The sequence below is a fragment of the Kitasatospora sp. NPDC056184 genome (assembly GCF_042268405.1).
Classification (GTDB): Bacteria; Actinomycetota; Actinomycetes; order Streptomycetales; family Streptomycetaceae; genus Kitasatospora.
Genome location: NZ_JBHJUI010000005.1, coordinates 50,018 through 66,489 on the forward strand (window position 1 = coordinate 50,018; position 16,472 = coordinate 66,489).

Annotated in this window: 14 protein-coding genes; 1 reads left to right on the top strand and 13 read right to left on the bottom strand. The window is 73.6% G+C overall.

Annotation, left to right across the window (positions count from 1 at the left end; all coding sequences use genetic code 11):
- Nucleotides 1–50: 50 nt before the first annotated feature.
- Nucleotides 51–323, top strand: a complete 273-nt coding sequence (locus ACFC0B_RS12180; RefSeq protein WP_376085194.1) for a DUF6343 family protein — start codon at nucleotides 51–53, stop codon at nucleotides 321–323.
- A gap of 96 nt (nucleotides 324–419) precedes the next feature.
- On the opposite strand, the gene ACFC0B_RS12185 is transcribed toward ACFC0B_RS12180, so the two are convergent.
- The 13 genes from ACFC0B_RS12185 to ACFC0B_RS12245 form a co-directional block, all read right to left on the bottom strand.
- A complete protein-coding gene (locus tag ACFC0B_RS12185; RefSeq protein WP_376085196.1) occupies nucleotides 420–1,880 on the bottom strand; it encodes an aspartate aminotransferase family protein in 1,461 nt (486 codons plus the stop codon).
- Entirely contained in the window at nucleotides 1,870–3,807 is a 1,938-nt protein-coding gene (gene dxs / locus ACFC0B_RS12190; RefSeq protein WP_376085198.1) for a 1-deoxy-D-xylulose-5-phosphate synthase, read from the bottom strand. The genes ACFC0B_RS12185 and dxs overlap by 11 nt, the downstream gene beginning before the upstream one ends.
- A 137-nt stretch (nucleotides 3,808–3,944) precedes the next feature.
- On the bottom strand, nucleotides 3,945–4,970 hold the full coding sequence (gene hpnH, locus ACFC0B_RS12195; RefSeq protein ID WP_376085200.1) for an adenosyl-hopene transferase HpnH: 1,026 nt from the start codon (nucleotides 4,968–4,970) through the stop codon (nucleotides 3,945–3,947).
- Nucleotides 4,971–4,972: 2 nt separating this feature from the next.
- Nucleotides 4,973–5,668, bottom strand: coding sequence for a 1-hydroxy-2-methyl-2-butenyl 4-diphosphate reductase (locus ACFC0B_RS12200; protein ID WP_376085202.1), 696 nt, complete (start codon nucleotides 5,666–5,668; stop codon nucleotides 4,973–4,975).
- Complete coding sequence (gene shc, locus ACFC0B_RS12205) at nucleotides 5,665–7,758, bottom strand: squalene--hopene cyclase (RefSeq protein ID WP_376085204.1); 2,094 nt, start codon at nucleotides 7,756–7,758, stop codon at nucleotides 5,665–5,667. The genes ACFC0B_RS12200 and shc overlap by 4 nt, the downstream gene beginning before the upstream one ends.
- Before the next feature lie 7 nt (nucleotides 7,759–7,765).
- On the bottom strand, nucleotides 7,766–8,854 hold the full coding sequence (locus ACFC0B_RS12210) for a polyprenyl synthetase family protein (protein WP_376085206.1): 1,089 nt from the start codon (nucleotides 8,852–8,854) through the stop codon (nucleotides 7,766–7,768).
- Nucleotides 8,855–9,024: 170 nt separating this feature from the next.
- Nucleotides 9,025–10,461, bottom strand: a complete 1,437-nt coding sequence (hpnE, locus tag ACFC0B_RS12215) for a hydroxysqualene dehydroxylase HpnE (protein ID WP_376085208.1) — start codon at nucleotides 10,459–10,461, stop codon at nucleotides 9,025–9,027.
- Nucleotides 10,462–10,627: 166 nt separating this feature from the next.
- Nucleotides 10,628–11,485, bottom strand: coding sequence for a presqualene diphosphate synthase HpnD (gene hpnD, locus ACFC0B_RS12220; protein WP_376085942.1), 858 nt, complete (start codon nucleotides 11,483–11,485; stop codon nucleotides 10,628–10,630).
- A 41-nt stretch (nucleotides 11,486–11,526) separates the two neighbouring features.
- Nucleotides 11,527–12,540, bottom strand: coding sequence for a squalene synthase HpnC (gene hpnC / locus ACFC0B_RS12225; protein ID WP_376085944.1), 1,014 nt, complete (start codon nucleotides 12,538–12,540; stop codon nucleotides 11,527–11,529).
- Between the two features lie 296 nt (nucleotides 12,541–12,836).
- The gene (locus tag ACFC0B_RS12230; protein WP_376085947.1) at nucleotides 12,837–13,613 is read right to left on the bottom strand and encodes an ABC transporter ATP-binding protein; all 777 of its coding nucleotides are present in this window, start codon (nucleotides 13,611–13,613) and stop codon (nucleotides 12,837–12,839) included.
- 34 nt (nucleotides 13,614–13,647) lie between these two features.
- Nucleotides 13,648–14,583 carry an ABC transporter permease gene (locus tag ACFC0B_RS12235; RefSeq protein WP_376085210.1) on the bottom strand — a complete coding sequence of 312 codons (936 nt, stop codon included), beginning with the start codon at nucleotides 14,581–14,583 and terminating at the stop codon, nucleotides 13,648–13,650.
- Nucleotides 14,584–14,735: 152 nt separating this feature from the next.
- Nucleotides 14,736–15,581: a glycosyltransferase family 2 protein gene (locus ACFC0B_RS12240; protein ID WP_376085950.1), complete on the bottom strand. Its 846-nt coding sequence runs from the start codon at nucleotides 15,579–15,581 to the stop codon at nucleotides 14,736–14,738.
- Nucleotides 15,582–15,724: 143 nt separating this feature from the next.
- Entirely contained in the window at nucleotides 15,725–16,462 is a 738-nt protein-coding gene (locus tag ACFC0B_RS12245) for a CDP-alcohol phosphatidyltransferase family protein (RefSeq protein ID WP_376085952.1), read from the bottom strand.
- Nucleotides 16,463–16,472 lie beyond the last annotated feature (10 nt).

Genomic DNA, 16,472 nt, shown 5'->3' on the forward strand with positions numbered 1-16,472 from the left:
CCGGCGGGACCGGGCGGACCGGCAGGCGGCAGCACCGGAGGTGACCGCGGATGCCCGCCACCACCCCGCGCCGGTGGCGCAGCGGCTCCGAACCCGCCACCGCCCGCAGCGACCTCAAGCTGCGCTACCTGCTCTCGCTGACCTTCACCCCGCTGTTCGCGCTGGCCACCGCGGCCTTCGCGTACTGGGCCGCGAACGCCCCCCCGCTCGGCGCACCGAGCCGGGGCACCCTCACCGGCTTCGCCGTGGCCTGCGGGATCCTCACCCTGTTCGCCGTCGTCGATCTCGTCGTCGTCGTCCGGCGCCGCCGGACCGAACTCTGACGCGGTGTCTCCCGAAGGGTGGGAAGCCGGCCCCGGCCTCCCACCCCGGCTCCCACCCCGGCGAACGTCCGGCGAACGCCCGGCGGGCCCGCGCCCTCAGCGGTTGCTGACCGCCTGCTTGACCAGCGTCCGCCCGAAGTCCCACATCAGACCGCTCCCCCGGTGCGCGTCGTCCATCACCTCGGTGAAGGCCGCCATGAAGCGGTCCACGTCCCGCTCGGTGATGATCAGCGGCGGGATCAGCTTGATCACCTCCAGGTGGTCCCCGGACACCTGGGTGAGGATCCGGTGCCGCTGGAGCAGCGGGACGACCACCATCTGCGCGAACAGGCCCTTGCGGGCCGCCTGGAGCGCCGTCCAGCCGGTCCGCAGCTTCAGCGACTTCGGCCGGCCGAACTCGATGCCGATCATCAGCCCGCGCCCGCGCACCTCGGCGAGCAGCTCGTACCGGTCGACCAGCGCGGTCAGCCGCTCGCGGAAGTGGTCGCCGACCTTGCGGGCGTTCTCCACCACCCGCTCGTCCCGCATGACCTCCAGGGTCGCCAGACCGGCCGCCATCGCCTGCGCGTTGGAGCCGAAGCTGGCCGAGTGCACCAGCACCCGGTCCATCGAGGAGTACACCTTCTCGAAGATCCAGCCCTTGCCGAGGGTCGCCCCGACCGGCACGTAGCCGCCGGACAGCGCCTTGGCCGCGCAGACCAGGTCCGGCAGCACGCCGTCCTCGTGCTGGTAGGCGAAGAAGTCGCCGGTGCGCCCGATGCCGGTCTGCACCTCGTCGCAGATCAGCAGCGCCTTGTGGCTGTGCAGCAGCTCCTGCGCGGCCCTCAGCCAGCCGGGCGGGGGCGCCTGCACGCCCTTGCCCTGGATCGGCTCGACGATCAGCGCCGCGACGTCGCCGCGCTTCAGCTCCTTGGCCAGTGCCCCGAGGTCGCCGAGCGGGATCGCGGTGTCCGGCAGCAGCGGGTCGAAGCCCTTGCGGAACCCGCTCTCCCCGTTCACCGACAGTGAGCCGGTGGTCAGCCCGTGGAAGGCGTGGTCGGCGTAGAGGATCCTTTTGCGGCCGGTCGCGAACCGGGCGAACTTCAGCGCGGTCTCCACCGCCTCGGTGCCGCTGTTGCCGAAGAAGACCCGGTCCAGCCCGGGGGCGTGGGACAGCAGGCGTTCGGCGAGCAGGCCGGGCAGCGGCGAGCAGTCGAAGCGGACCAGGTCCGGCAGGTCGAGGTCCATCACCTGCTGGACGGCCGAACGGACCACCGGGTGGTGGCGGCCCAGCGCGAAGATGCCGAAGCCGGCCAGCATGTCGAGGTACTCGTTGCCCTCGGCGTCGTAGAAGTACTGCCCCCGGGCCCGCTCGTAGTACTTGTCGAAGCCGATGGTGTGCAGCATCCGGGCCAGCTGCGGGTTCAGGTAGCGGCTCTGCAGCTCGTACCGCTCGCCGCCGCGCTCGGCGAGCAGGGCGGCCAGGTCGAAGCGCGACCCGCCCCGCCCCGCACCGTTCACGCGGTCCAGGGGGTCGGGGCGGTCGAGGCGGTCGGTGCTGTCGGGGTCAGCCGGCATGGTGCTGGTTCGCTCCTCGGTTCGGTAGTCCCCGGTCCGGTAGTCCTCGGGCCGGAAGCAGGTGCTTGGCGAAGGCGGCGGTCTGGGCCGCGACCCCGGTGCCGGTCAGCCCGGCCTCCTCCAGGATCTCGCCGCGCGCGGCGTGCCCGAGGAACTCCTGCGGCAGGCCCAGCACCCGCACCGGGACGTCCACGTCCGCGTCGCGCAGCGCCTGGGCGATCGCCGTGCCGACCCCGCCGGTGCGGCCGTTGTCCTCGACGGTGACCACCAGCCGGTGCCCGGCGGCGAGGGCCGGCAGCGCCGGGTCGACCGGCTTCACCCAGCGCGGGTCGACGACGGTCGCGGTGAACCCCTCGGCCAGCAGCAGCCGGGCCGCGTCCAGCGCGGCGCCGGCCATGGTGCCGACGGCGACCAGCAGGATCTCCGGCAGTTCCCCGGTGCGCAGCAGGACGTCCACGCCGCCGGTCCGCTCGACGGCGGGGACGGCCGGGCCGACGGTGCCCTTGGGGAAGCGGAGCACGGTCGGGGCGTCGTCGACCTCGACGGCCTCGCGCAGCTGGGCGCGGAGCTGGTCGGCGTCGCGCGGGGCGGCGAGCCGCAGGCCGGGGACGACCTGCAGGATCGACAGGTCCCACATGCCGTTGTGGGAGGCGCCGTCGTTGCCGGTGACGCCGGAGCGGTCCAGCACGAAGGTGACGCCCAGCCTGTGCAGGGCGACGTCCATCAGCACCTGGTCGAAGGCGCGGTTGAGGAAGGTCGCGTACACCGCCACCACCGGGTGCAGGCCGCCGGTGGCCAGGCCGGCCGCGCTGGTGACGGCGTGCTGCTCGGCGATGCCGACGTCGAAGGTCCGCTCGGGGTGGGCCTTGGCGAACTTGGCCAGCCCGACCGGCTGGAGCATCGCCGCGGTGATCGCCACCACGTCCGGCCGCTCGGCACCGAGGGCCAGCAGCTCGTCGCCGAACACCGAGGTCCAGGAGACGCCGGCGCTGGGCGCGATCGGCAGGCAGGTGTAGGGGTCGATCGGGTTGACGGCGTGGAAGCGGTCGGCCTCGTCCTGTTCGGCGGGCCGGTAGCCGCGGCCCTTGACGGTGAGGCAGTGCACGATCACCGGGCCGCCGAAGCCGCGCGCCTTGACCAGCGCGGACTCCAGCGCGGTGAGGTCGTGGCCGTCGATCGGGCCGAGGTACTTCAGGCCGAGGTCCTCGAACATGCCCTGCGGGGCGAAGGCGTCCTTGAAGCCCTTCTTGGCGCCGTGCAGCGCGTCGAAGATCGGCTGGCCGACCACCGGGGTGCGCTGCAGTGCCTCCTTGCCCCAGGACAGGAAGCGCTCGTAGCCCTGGGTGGTGCGCAGCGCGGCGAGGTGGTTGGCGAGTCCGCCGATGGTCCGGGCGTAGGAGCGCTCGTTGTCGTTGACGACGATGACCAGCGGCCGGTCCTTGGCGTCGGCGATGTTGTTGAGCGCCTCCCAGGCGAGGCCTCCGGTGAGCGCGCCGTCGCCGATGACGGCCACCACCGGGTCGTTCTTCCCGAGCAGCTGGTTGGCCTTGGCCAGGCCGTCCGCGTAGGAGAGCGCGGTGGAGGCGTGCGAGTTCTCGACGACGTCGTGCTCGGACTCGGTGCGCGACGGGTAGCCGGACAGGCCGCCCCTGGCCCGCAGCCGGGAGAAGTCCTGGCGGCCGGTGAGCAGCTTGTGGACGTAGCTCTGGTGGCCGGTGTCCCAGACGATCCGGTCGCGCGGGGAGTCGAAGACCCGGTGCAGCGCGATGGTCAGTTCGACGACGCCGAGGTTGGGCCCCAGATGGCCGCCGGTGCGGGTGACGGCGTCGATCAGGAAGTCGCGGATCTCGTCGGCGAGCCGGGGCAGCTCGGCGGCCGGGAGGGATCTGAGGTCCGCCGGGGACGTGACGCTGGAGAGCAGTGACATGGCTTTCACCTCACGACTCGGAGCGGTGCGGTGGTGCCCCGCCGTGGCCGCGCCGCGCGGGGGTGGTCCGGCCCGGGTCGGCGGCCCGGGCCGGACGGGGGCGGACGGCGCGGTGCGCCGGCCGCCGGCGAGTCCGCTCAGCGGCTCCGGCTGGAGCCGACGGTCTCGGTGATCGCCCGCAGCGACTCCTTGAGGGAGCCCATGGTGGCGAGGACGGCGGTCGGCTCGTAGCCGCAGTGCGCCATGCAGTTGGCGCAGCGGGCGTCCTTGCCGCGTCCGTACTTGTCCCAGTCGGTCTTCTCGATCAGCTCGCGGTAGGTCGGCACATAGCCGTCGGCCATCAGGTAGCAGGGCCGCTGCCAGCCGAACAGCGAGTAGTTGGGGATGCCCCAGGCGGTGCACTCGAAGTCGACCCGGCCCTCCAGGAAGTCCAGGAAGAGCGGGCTGTGGTTGAGCCGCCAGCGCCGCCGGCGGCCGCCGGCGAAGGTCTTGCGGAACAGCTCGCGGGTCTGCTCGACGCCGAGGAAGTGCTCCTGGTCGGGCGCCTTCTCGTAGGCGAACGCCGGGGAGATCATCATCTCGTCGACCTTGAGGTCGTCGTTGAGGAAGTCGAGCACGTCGATGATGGTCTGCGGGGTGTCGGTGTTGAAGAAGGTGGAGTTGGTGGTCACCCGGAAGCCGCGCCGCTGGGCCTCCTTGATCGCCTCCACCGCCTCGTCGAAGGTGCCCTCCTTGGCCACCGAGGCGTCGTGCCGCTCGCGCAGCCCGTCGATGTGCACGGTGAAGGTGAAGTACGGCGAGGGCTTGAACTTGTCCAGCTTCTTGCGCAGCAGCAGCGCGTTGGTGCAGAGGAACACGTACTTGCGGCGCTCGACCAGCTGCCGCACGATCTCGTCGATCTGCGGGTGCATCAGCGGCTCGCCGCCGGCGATCGAGACCATCGGGGCGCCCGACTCCAGCACCGCGCCGACCGCCTGGGCGACCGGCATCCGCTGCTTCAGCACGCCCGCCGGGTGCTGGATCTTGCCGCACCCCTCACAGGCCAGGTTGCAGGCGAAGAGCGGTTCCAGTTCGACGATCAGCGGGAATTTCTCGCGTCGCTTGAGCTTCTGCTGCATGAGGTAGGTGCCGACCCGCACGGTCTGGCGCAGCGGCATGGCCATGGCTAGCTCGCCTCCTGGGGGAGCGTCGAGGATGTGGGCTGGTTGAGGGGGGCGGGCGCGGGACGGCCGCGGTCCGGCCGGTCGTCGCGCAGGTGCCAGTCGACCAGGGCGGGGACCGTGGAACGCAGCGTCCGCCAGGCGCGGACGCCGGCCGGCAGGGTGCCCGGCCGCAGCAGCTCGCGCTCGGGCGTGTCGACCACGACCCGCAGGACGGCCGCGGGCAGGCCGGGGCGCAGCTCGCTCAGGGCCGCCAGCACGGCGGCGGCCTCCATGTCGACGGCGAGCGCGCCCTGCAGGTGCAGGGCGCGCCGCTCCAGGCCGCGCACCACGTGGTCGGCGGTGTGGTGCACGCCGGTGTGCGCGGTCAGGCCGCGCACGGTGAGGGCCCGGGTGAGCTCCGGGCCGGAGTCGACCGCGAAGTGGTTGCCCTCGGCATCGCGCACGCCGTCGGCAACGATCACGTCACCGGGTGTTATTCCCGGCGCGACGGCGGCGCCGAAGCCGGCCACCACGACGGCGCCGTAGCCGCCCGGGGCGGCGGTGAGCAGCCTCCTGACGGTCAGTGAGGCCCGCCGCCGGCCGACCCCGGTCCGCACCACGACGGGCGGGCCGCCCGCCGCGCCACGCCAGTCCCCGCCGCGCAGGGCCCACACCTCGGGGCCGAGCGCGCAGAGGACCAGCAGCGGGGAAGCGGTCACCGGGACGCCCCGATCGCCGCCGGACCGCCGGCCGGGCGGCCGGTGGCGGGGTTGCCGTGCAGGTAGCGGCCGAGCGCGGTGACCGGGAACACCAGCCGGTACAGGTGGTAGTTGATGGAGAAGTCCCACGGGAAGCCGGTGCCGGTGAACTGCGGTTCGTCCCAGGTGCCTTCGGGCAGCTGGGTGCGCACCAGCCAGTCCACGCCGCGCTCCACCGCCGGGTTGGCCCGGCCGTCCGGCCCCTCGCCGGCCGCGAGCAGCGCCATCAGCGCCCACGCGGTCTGCGAGGCGGTGGAGTCGCCGCGCCCGGCCCAGCGCGCCGGGTCGTCGTAGGAGCGCATGTCCTCGCCCCAGCCGCCGTCGGCGTTCTGCCGGTCCTCCAGCCAGCGCACCGACCGGCGGATCGCCGGGTGCTCGGCCGGGACGCCGGCCGCGACCAGGGCGGGCAGCACCGAGCCGGTGCCGTAGATGTAGTTGGTGCCCCAGCGGCCGAACCAGGAGCCGTCCGCCTCCTGGTTGCGCAGCAGCCACTCGACGCCGCGCCGGGTGCGCGGGTCGGCCGCCCGGCCGACCTCGGCGAGCATCTCCACGACGTGCGCGGTGACGTCCGCGGACGGCGGGTCGACGACCTCGCCGAAGTCGCAGAACGGCAGCTTGTTCGGCAGGGTGCTGGTGTTGTCGACGTCGAAGGCGCCCCAGGCGCCGTTCTTGGACTGCATGCCGAGGTTCCAGCGCACGGCCCGGTCGACGGAGCCGGCCACCTTGGCGGGGTCGGGGTGGGCGACCCGGCGCAGCGCGAGCACCACCTCGGCGGTGTCGTCGATGTCCGGGTAGGTGTCGTTCTCGAACTCGAAGGCCCAGCCGCCGGGGGCGAGCGAGGGCCGCTGGACCGACCAGTCGCCGCGCTTGGTGATCTCCTCGCCGAGCATCCAGTCGACGGCGGAGACCAGCGCCGGGTGGTCGGCCGGCAGGCCGGCGTCGACCAGGGCGATGGTGGCCAGGCAGGTGTCCCAGACCGGGGACTGGCAGGCCTCCAGCCAGCGCCGGCCGTCGGGGGTGTGCACGGTGAAGCGGTCGAAGGAGGCGAGCCCGGCCCGCATCACCGGGTGGTCGAGCTCGTAGCCCTCCAGGTGCAGGGCGATCAGCGAGTAGACGGCGGGCGGCTGGATGCCGCCCCAGCAGCCGTCGGCCTCCTGGCGCTCGACGATCCAGCGGCAGGCCTGGGAGAGCGCGAGCCGGCGCAGCGGGCGCAGCGCGCGCCGGTGGTAGGCGTGCAGGACCTTGTCGAGGCGTTCGAACAGGCCGTCCCAGCTGGTCGCGGCCGAGAGCGGCCGGGCCGGGAAGGGGTCGTCCGGGTCGGTGTGCAGCTCGGTGAGCGGGAAGGGGGCCGGGCGCACCGGGCGGTGCGCGGAGACGATGGTCAGCGGGACGATCGTCTGCCGGGCCCAGCAGCCGAAGGCGTAGATGTTCAGCGGGAGCCACTTCGGCAGGAACATGATCTCCGGCGGCATCTCGGGCAGCCGCTCCCACGGCCACCAGCCGAAGAGGGCGAGCCAGATCCGGGTGAACACCCGGGAGGCGGCGATGCCGCCGGCGGAGCGGATCCAGCGGGCGGCGGCCGCCATGTGCGGGGCGTTCGGGTCGTCGCCGGCGAGCTTCAGGGCGACGTACGCCTCGACGGTGGTGGAGAGCTCGGCCGGGCCGCCGTGGAAGGTCGACCAGGTGCCGTCCTCGCGCTGCTGCGAGCGGATCCACTCGGCGGTGGCCTTGGTCTGCTCCTCGTTGAGGATCCCGAGGAACTGGCGGAGCAGTAAGTCCTCGGCGTCCATGGTGACGTTGGTCTCCAGATCGCCCTTCCACCACCCCTCGGAGCTCTGCAGGGAGAGCAGATGGGTGGTGGCGCGGGCCAGCGCCTCCTCGGCGGAGGCGGCCCCGTCCTGCTGCTGATCGGTCCGGCCGGCCGGGGCGTCCGGGGCGGATCCCTCGGGCTGCCACCGCCCGGCGCTCAGGAGCGCCGGGGGGAGGCCGCCCACCGCGACCGGCTCGGAATCGTACTCAGGGTCGAGCCGGCCGTCCGCGGTTGCTGTCAACGTAACGTCACCTCTCTCGTACCACCACGAATTCGGCGAGTGCGACGAAGTGCTCGCGCACCACATCGGGCATGGGCACCTCGTCCAGAGCGGCGAGGGCAGTCGTGTGCTGGCGGCGGGCCTCCTCCTGGGTCCAGGCACGCCCGCCGGCCTTCTCGATCAGCAGGGCGCGGGCGGCCAGCTCGGTCTCGCTCTCCTCGCCGCGCCCCTTGGGGTCGGCGAGCTGTTCGGCCAGTTCGCGGGAGGCCTCGCCGCCCTCGGCGAGGGCGGCGGCGACCGGCAGGGACTTCTTGCGCTGGCGCAGGTCGCCCCAGTGCGGCTTGCCGGTGACCTCGGTGGCCCCCCAGATGCCGAGCAGGTCGTCGACCGCCTGGAAGGCCAGGCCCAGGTGCTCGCCGAAGCGCTGGAGGGAGTCCGCGGCCCGGTCGTCGGCGCCGGCCAGGACGGCGCCCAGCGCCGAGGCCGCGGAGAGCAGGGCGGCGGTCTTGCCGCCCTCCATCTCCAGGCACTCGGCGACGGTGACGGTGTCCCGCTGCTCGAAGGCGACGTCCATCGCCTGGCCGTCGATCAGCCGGCGGCTGGCGGTGTTGAGCAGCCGGACGGCGCGCGCGGCGTCGGCGGCGCTCGCGCCGCCCGTGGTCGCGGCGTCGAGCAGCACCTCCGTACCGAGCGTCGCCAGGGCGTCACCGACCAGGATCGCCTGGGCCGGACCGAAGACCGTCCAGGCGGTGGCCCGGTGGCGCCGGGTCTCGTCACCGTCCATCAGATCATCATGGAGCAGGGAGAAGTTGTGCACCAGTTCAACAGCGACCCCACCGGGCACCCCGGCCTCCGCCGGGGCACCGGCGGCCTGGGCCGAGAGCAGCGCCAGGGCGGGGCGGACGGCCTTGCCGCCGTCCCCGGCGACCGGTGTGCCGTCCCGGTCGATCCAGCCGAAGTGGTACGCCGCGACGGTGTCCATCGGTGCCGCCAGACGGGCGACGGCGGCCCTCAGCGGCGGGGTGCAGAGCGCGCGGGTGCGGTTGAGCAGCTCCGGCACCGAGACCGGTTCGGCATGGGCCGTGCCTCCGACGGCCGTGCCGATGCGTGACTCCACGTACGTTCCCTCTCCCTGGTGGTGCCTGGCCGCGTGGGACGGCCGGACGCTGGCGGTGGTGGTGCGGCCGGTGGGGCCACGGCCGGCACGGGCGGTCGCGCCGCCGGGACCGAACGGGTGAACGCCCGCTCTGGCGGGCTCGCCGCGGTCCCCGGCGAGCGGGGCGCCGGTCACCGCGGCCACCTCCCGTCGCCGCGGTCCGACGGCCGGCGCCGGCCGTCGTCGGCGAGGGCCGCGTCGGCGGCGGCGTGGCCGCTGCGCACGGCTCCCTCCATCGTGGCGGGCCAGCCGGTGGCCGTCCACGCGCCGGCCAGCAGCAGGCCGGGGACGGCGGTGCGCGGGCCGGGCCGCAGCGCCGCCGTGCCCGGGGCCGGGTCGAAGGTGGCGGTGCGCTCCCTGGTGACGAAGAAGTCCAGCACCTCGGCCCCGCCGGCGGCGGGCAGCAGCCGGGCCAGCTCCGGCAGGTAGCGCCGGCGCAGCTCGGCGACCGGCAGGTCGATCTCGTCCTGCACGGCGGACTGCGACACCGCCAGGTACTGGGCGCCCGGGTGGGCCGCGCCGAGCGCGGTACCGGCCAGACCGGAGTGCCGGGTGCGGTCGAAGACCCACTGGACGGGCGAGCCGAGGGCGGCGAAGAACGGCCTGCGCAGCACCTGGCGGTCGTAGATCACGTGGACGTTGAGGATCGGCGCGGTGCCGAAGCCGGCGAGCCGGTCCTGCCCCGCGATCGCGTCCGGCGGCAGCAGGGCCGCCGCGGTGTCCTGGGCGCCGGCCAGCACCACGGTGTCGGCGGCGAGCGGCTCGTCGACGCCCTCCAGCCGGACGGCGTGCTGCGGGACGGCCGGCTTGAGCTCGGCCACCCGGGCGCGCAGCAGCACCTTCACGCCGGCGCGTTCCAGTTCAGCGAGCGCCCGGTCGTGGTGGATCTCACCGAGCGGGACGGTGGCCGTGCCGATGTCGGACGCCCCGGGGTCGGAGAGCAGCCCGGTCTTGAACACCATGGCGGCGAGCGCCAGCGACACCTGGTCGGCCCGGGCGTTCAGGGTGGCCACGCCGACGAGGTCCCACAGGGCGGCGAGGGTGCGCTCGTTCTGGCCCCGGCTGCGCAGCCAGTCGCCGAAGGAGACCGCGTCCAGCGCCGGGTCGGCCAGGTCGAGGCGGCGCAGCGCCAGGGCGCCGCGGACCACCCGGGCCCGGTCGGCCGGGCCCAGGTGCGGGTAGCGGGCCAGGCTGCCGGCCAGGTGCAGCGGCACCGGCAGCGCGGCCCGCTCCAAGCGGCCCAGGGTGCGCACCGGGGCGCCGGAGGGCCCGGAGACGCCCAGCACGGGCACCTCCAGGCGGTCCTGGAGGTGCACCAGCCGGTTGGCGCCGAGCCGCTCCAGCAGGCCCCGGTAGGCGGTGCAGCAGCGCAGGTAGACGTGCTGGCCGTTGTCGACGGTCAGCTCGCCGCGCTGGAAGGAGAAGGCCAGGCCGCCCAGCCGGGGGCGGCCCTCGGCGAGGGTGACCCGGTGGCCGGCCTCGGCCAGCCGCAGTGCGGCGGTGATGCCCGCGAGGCCGCCGCCGACCACGACGGCGGCCGGGCGCGCGGCGTCGGCTCGCCCGGTCATCGGCTCTCCCCCTCGCGTCCCGCGCCCGGTCCGGTCCCGGCCGGAGCGCCCGTGGTCAATGCGGTCGGACCCGGGACCAGTGCGGTCGGATCCGGCACAGCCGTCAACAGGGCTCTACCCAAAAGTGATTCCCCGCTGACACAGCGTGACAGAACTGTGGCAAGAATCAAGAACGCCCCCCGGCGAGCCCGGAAAGCGCCACGTACGCCTTCTCCCAGCCCGGCAGCGACACCCGGCCGCGCAGCACCGACTCCGGGTCGGCGGCGATCCGGCCGAGCAGCCGGTGGTAGATCCCGGCCATCGCGGCGGTGCAGGCCCGGCTGCGGCGGTCCAGCATCGGCAGCAGCCGCAGGCCCTCCTCGAAGGCCGCCTGGGCGCGGGCCGCCTCGAAGGCGATCAGGCCGGTGAAGTCGGCGCCGACCGGCGGCCTGGACTGCGCGAAGCCCTCCTGGCAGCCGAACCGGACGAGGTCCTCGGTCGGCAGGTAGGTCCGGCCGTTCAGGGCGTCCTCGCGCAGGTCGCGCAGGATGTTGGTGAGCTGGAGCGCCAGGCCCAGGGTGTCCGCGTACCGGGCGCCGCGCTCGGGGTCCTCGCAGCCGTACACGCCGAGCGACAGCCGCCCGATCGCCCCGGCCACGCACCGGCAGTAGACCTTGAGCTCCTCGAACGTCTGGTACTCGGCGCCCTTGAGGTCCATCTCGACCCCGTCGATCAGCTCGTCGAAGCCGCCGAGCGGGATCGGGAACCGCCGGGCCGCGTCCGCCAGCGCGACCTTGATCGGGTCGGTGTCGTCCTCCGCGACGGAGCCGGCCCGGATCTCGTCGAGCAGCTCGCGGGTGCGCAGCAGGGCCTCGGCCTTGCGGTCGTCCGGGAGGTCGCCGTCGCCGATGTCGTCCACCCGGCGCGCGAGGGCGTACAGGGCCGACATGGCCAGCCGCTTCGGCTCCGGCAGCAGCCTGATGCCGTAGCTGAAGTTGCGGGCCTGCAGCCCGGTCACTGCCTCGCAGTACCGGTACGCCGCCATGACCGGCGCGGACGCCAGTGGTGATGCCGCCACTCGGGCGTTCACCTTCCCTTCGCGAAGATGGCCGCCGCCTTCGCTGCGAGGCGGCGCTTGTCCGGCTTCGCCTGCTGGGCGAGCACGTCGTACCCGGCGTCCTCGACGGCCGCCAGGGCCGCGTAGCCACCTGCGGTGAATCCCGCCAGGAGCAGTCGAAGCCTCCCCCGAACCGTACCTACCAATGGCGCACCGCGGTCGAGCAGGGTGCGGGCACGGTCCGCCTCGAAGGCGATCAGCCGGCGCACGGCGGGCCCGGCGGCCGGTGCGGCGAGGTCCTCCTCGGTGACGCCGAACCTGTCGAGGTCCTCGGCGGGCAGGTAGATCCGGCCCCGGGCGAGGTCCTCGGCGACGTCCTGGAGGTGCTCGACGATCTGCAGGGCGGTGCAGACGGCGTCGGACATCGCGATCCGCTCGGGGGTGGCGAGGCCGGCGATGCCGAGCACCAGGCGGCCGACCGGGTCGGCGGAGAGCGTGCAGTAGCCGCGGAGGTCGTCGTAGGTGGCGTACCGCTCGGTGGTCTGGTCCACCCGGTTGGCCCGGATCAGCCGGCGGAAGGGCTCCGGGGTGAGGCCGTGCCGGTCGACCAGCGGGACCAGCGGGCGCAGCAGCGGGTGGCGGGGGGCCTCGGCGGCCGTGGACGGGGCGAGGGCCGTCTCGAAGACCCGGTCGAGGTCGCGCTCCAGGCCGTCCAGCAGGGCGAGCCGGAAGGCGGTCTCGGCGGCGCCGGGCCGGTGCGGGGCGGCGGTGCCGGGAGCGGCGGCGGGGGCGGGCTCCGGGCGCGGCGGGGCGGGCACGCCGAGCAGTGCGGCGGTGCCGGCCGGGTCGGCGAGGTCGCCGTCACCGGCGTCGTCGACCAACCGGGCGAAGCCGTAGACCCTCATGAGGTCCTCGCGCCACGCGGCGGGCAGGAAGAACGGGGCGACCGGGAAGTTCTCCGCGCTCGCCTTGGCGAGGGTCGCCGCTCCCGCGGCACCCTCCGCGGGCGGGGAATCACTGTTGGGCTGGGCCGAAGCCGACACTGCTGTCACTCCCCCGTTCTACACCGCTCCGGTAACCGGCCCGAGTCGGACACGCGTCCGATCACGGGAGTCACGTCCGGCACACAACCCCCGCGCCTACAGCCTGACACCAACGGCCGCGCCGGAGAAGAGCGCCTCACCCGGCGCACGGGGCGCTCACCCGGGCGGCGGCGGGCCACCCGGGGCACGACGGGGCGGGCCCGGGGCGCACCAACGACGGCGGGGCCGGTCCCGGAGCTGCTCCGGGACCGGCCCCCGCCGCGGTCCTGCCTCGTCCTGTGCGCTCCCGCGCGGCGCTACGGGCGCTCGCCGCGCTCGTAGCGGCGGACGACCTCCTCGGTCGGCCCGTCCATGATGAGCTCGCCGGCCTCGATCCAGATGGTCCGCTCACAGGTCTCGCGGATCGACGCGTTGTCGTGGCTGACCAGGAAGACCGTACCGGCCTCCTCGCGCAGCTCCGCGATCCGCTTCTTGCTGCGGGCCTGGAAGGCCTGGTCGCCGGTGGCCAGCGCCTCGTCGATGAGCAGCACGTCGTGGGCCTTGGCCGCAGCGATCGCGAACCGCAGGCGGGCGCCCATGCCGGAGGAGTAGGTGCGCATCGGCAGCGAGATGAAGTCGCCCTTCTCGTTGATGCCCGAGAAGTCGACGATCTGCTGGTAGCGGCTCTTCACGTCGGCCGGCGACATGCCCATGGCGAGGCAGCCGAGGACGACGTTGCGCTCACCGGTCAGCTCGTTCATCAGCGCGGCGTTGACGCCGAGCAGCGAGGGCTGGCCGTTGGTGTAGATGCCGCCCCGCTCGGTCGGCAGCAGGCCCGCGATGGCCGCCAGCATGGTGGACTTGCCGGAGCCGTTGGAGCCGATCAGGCCGATCGCCTCGCCCTTGTAGGCGGTGAAGCTGACGCCCTTGACCGCGTGCACCTCGCGGACGCCGGAGCCGCGCTTGCGGCTGATGATCCGGCTGAGCGCCGAGGTGGCGCTGCCCTTGCCGGAGCCGGCGCCGTGCACCCGGTAGACGATGTGCACGTCGTCGACGACGACGGTGGGCTCGCGGGCCACGTCGGCGTCGAACACCTTGCGGCGCGGACGGGCGTCCTTCACGTCGGTGTCAGCCACGGCCGTACTCCTCCTCAGCCTTCCAGAAGAAGACGTATCCGATGACCAGCATGCCCACACCCCAGGCGATCGCGTACTTCCACTGGTGCGGCGGGAACTCCAGGAACTTCTCCTGGTGCTTGTTGTAGATGACCGGGGCCAGCGCGTGCCGGACCAGGTCGATGTAGACCGAGGCCGGGTTGAGCTCCATCACCTTCTGCCAGAACGGCGGCCAGTCCTTGATCTTGTCGGAGATGCTGTACATGACGCCGGACAGGAACAGCCAGGCGCGCATCGCGAACGGGATCAGCTGGGAGATGTCGCTGGTCTTGGCGCCGATCCGGGAGAAGATCAGGGCGACACCGGTGTTGAACATCGACTGCAGCACCAGCGCGGGGACGACCAGGATCCAGGTCCGGCCGGGCTCGATGCCGTTCAGCAGGACCACCGCGAACAGCACGACCATCGAGATCAGCAGCTGCTGGAGCTGGATCACGGTGAAGGCGATCGGCAGCGAGGCGCGGGGGAAGTGCAGCGCCCGGATCAGCCCGAGGTTGTCCGAGATCGCCCGGGTGCCGGACTGCACGGCGTTCTGGGTGAACTGGAAGATGAAGACACCGATGCAGAGCCAGGCGACGTAGTGCGGGTTGTCGTCCTTGTTGCTCAGGATCTCGCCGAAGACCAGGTAGAACACCGCGCAGTTCAGCAGCGGCGTCACGACCTGCCAGACCTGGCCGAGCTTGGCGTCGGTGTACTGGGCCACCAGGCGCGCGGTGGCGAAGGCCCAGATGAAGTGACGGCGGGCCCAGAGCTGCCTGGTGTAGGCGAACAGGCCGGGCCTTCTGCCGCTCACCGTCAGGCCGTACTTGTCCGCAAGCTGCTTGGGGGTCAGGCCCGCGTCCGCCCCCCTCGGGGCTGAGAGGCTGACGGGTTCACTCACTGTCGACACATTCGTCCTTCGCGCGGGATCGTCGGGGCGGCCGGTCGGCGGGGGTCCGCCGGCCCGGCGCCGATGGGGATCCACTCGGATATCGGGGGGAGTGGGGCCGGTGTGGTCACCGGCCGGGTGACGGCCGTCCTACCGTACGGCCGTCGGACCGATCAGATGACCGGCGGCCGGCCCAGCCGGGTCAGCCGCCACACGGTACGCCATCGCATGGGCCGCCGCGCACCGCAGGGTTCGCGCCAGCCCGCCTTGAACCCTCCCAGCCAGGCCTTGAACGCCTCCGGGGAGGGGCGGCGGGCCAGCGTGAGCAGGAACCAGGTTCCCAGGTATAGAGGCATCAACGGGGCCGGAAGGTTCCGCCTGGCGAGCCAAACCCTGTTCCGGGCCACGTTGTGGAAGTACGAGGCGTGCCGGGCGGGCGAGGTGGTGGGGTGGTGGAGCACCACGTCGGCCCGGTAGTCGATGGCCCAGCCGGCGTCCAGCGCGCGCCAGGCGAGGTCGGTCTCCTCGTGCGCGTAGAAGAACTCGGCGGGCAGCTGGCCGGCGTTCTCGAACACGGCGCACCGCACCGCGCTCGCACCGCCGAGGAAGGTGGTCACCCGGGAGGAGCGCAGCGGGTCGCTGGCGCGCAGCCGGGGCACGTGCCGGCGCTGGGTGACGCCGGTGTCCGGGTCGGCGATCCGGAAGCTCACGATGCCGAGCTCCGGGTCCGCCGTGAAGGCCTCGCGCAGCAGGCGGGCCGAGTCGGTGCCGGGCAGCCGGCCGTCGTCGTCCAGGAACAGCACCGCGTCGACGTCCCGGCCGTCGGGGCCGAACAGCTCGATGCCGACGTTGCGCCCGCCCGGGATGCCGAGGTTCTCGGGCAGCTCGACGGCGCGCACCCCCGGCGGGAGCGGGGGCAGCGGGGCGCCGTTGGCGACCACGGCCAGCTCGACGGCCGGGCCCTGCTGGGCGCGGACCGACTCGATCAGCGCGGTCAGCTCGTCCGGGCGGTTGCCCATGGTGATGATCACCGCGCCGAGCCGGAAGGCGTCGGCTCCGGTGGGGGTGGTCTGCACGGTGCTCCCCGTCGTCTCGGTCTCGGTTCCCGTCGTCCCGGTCACCGTCGTCCCGCTCCCCGTCGGGCCGGTGCCCGCCGCGCCGCTCACCGGAGCCTGCTCGACAGGACGATGCTCAGCAGGTGCAGGACGGTCTGCAGCATGGCGATCGCGGCCAGCACGACCACCGCGATCCGGGTGAACAGCAGGCCGCCGTGGACGAGGTCGGCGACACCCGCGGCCAGGATGAGCAGCGAGGCCTCGACCGCGCCGACCAGCCGGTGGAACTTGAGGAACGAGGCGGCCCGGCGGGCCTTGGCGACGCCGGCCGAGCGCGGCACCGAGGCGCCGTCCTCGACCGCCGTCATGCCGCTGCGGGCGCGGGCGACGTCGACCAGGTCGGTCTCCGACTTGATCAGGATCGCGCCGAGCGCGGCCAGGGTGCCGAGGAACGCCCACTCCCAGTGCGCGGCGGAGCCCTCGCGGTGGAGCAGGTCGGTGGCGCGCAGGCCGAGGCCGGTCAGCAGGGCCGCCTCGGACACGTAGTGGCCGACCCGGTCCAGGTAGACGCCGGTCAGCGAGGTCTGCCGGCGCCAGCGGGCCACCTCGCCGTCCACGCAGTCCAGCAGCAGGTACGCCTGGATCAGCAGCGCCGCCAGCACGGCGCCCGCGATCCCCGGGACGACCAGCGCGGCACCGGCCAGGATGCCGGTGAGCATCATCAGGTAGGTCAGGCCGTTGGGCGTGATCGCCGTCGCGGTCGACAGCACCCGGGTGATCCGCAGCGAGATCTTCCGCATGTAGAGCCGCCCGGCCCAGTGCTCGGCGCTGCGGCGCTGGAGCATGCCCTCCGGG

Bases quoted from the DNA above. Each gene is read 5' to 3' on its own strand.
- ACFC0B_RS12245 (WP_376085952.1), bottom strand. From the start codon at position 16,462: ATGCTCCAGCGCCGCAGCGCCGAGCACTGGGCCGGGCGGCTCTACATG.
- ACFC0B_RS12240 (WP_376085950.1), bottom strand. From the start codon at position 15,581: ATGGGCAACCGCCCGGACGAGCTGACCGCGCTGATCGAGTCGGTCCGC.
- ACFC0B_RS12185 (WP_376085196.1), bottom strand. From the start codon at position 1,880: ATGCCGGCTGACCCCGACAGCACCGACCGCCTCGACCGCCCCGACCCC.
- dxs (WP_376085198.1), bottom strand. From the start codon at position 3,807: ATGTCACTGCTCTCCAGCGTCACGTCCCCGGCGGACCTCAGATCCCTC.
- hpnD (WP_376085942.1), bottom strand. From the start codon at position 11,485: ATGGCGGCGTACCGGTACTGCGAGGCAGTGACCGGGCTGCAGGCCCGC.
- ACFC0B_RS12180 (WP_376085194.1), top strand. From the start codon at position 51: ATGCCCGCCACCACCCCGCGCCGGTGGCGCAGCGGCTCCGAACCCGCC.
- hpnH (WP_376085200.1), bottom strand. From the start codon at position 4,970: ATGGCCATGCCGCTGCGCCAGACCGTGCGGGTCGGCACCTACCTCATG.
- hpnE (WP_376085208.1), bottom strand. From the start codon at position 10,461: ATGACCGGGCGAGCCGACGCCGCGCGCCCGGCCGCCGTCGTGGTCGGC.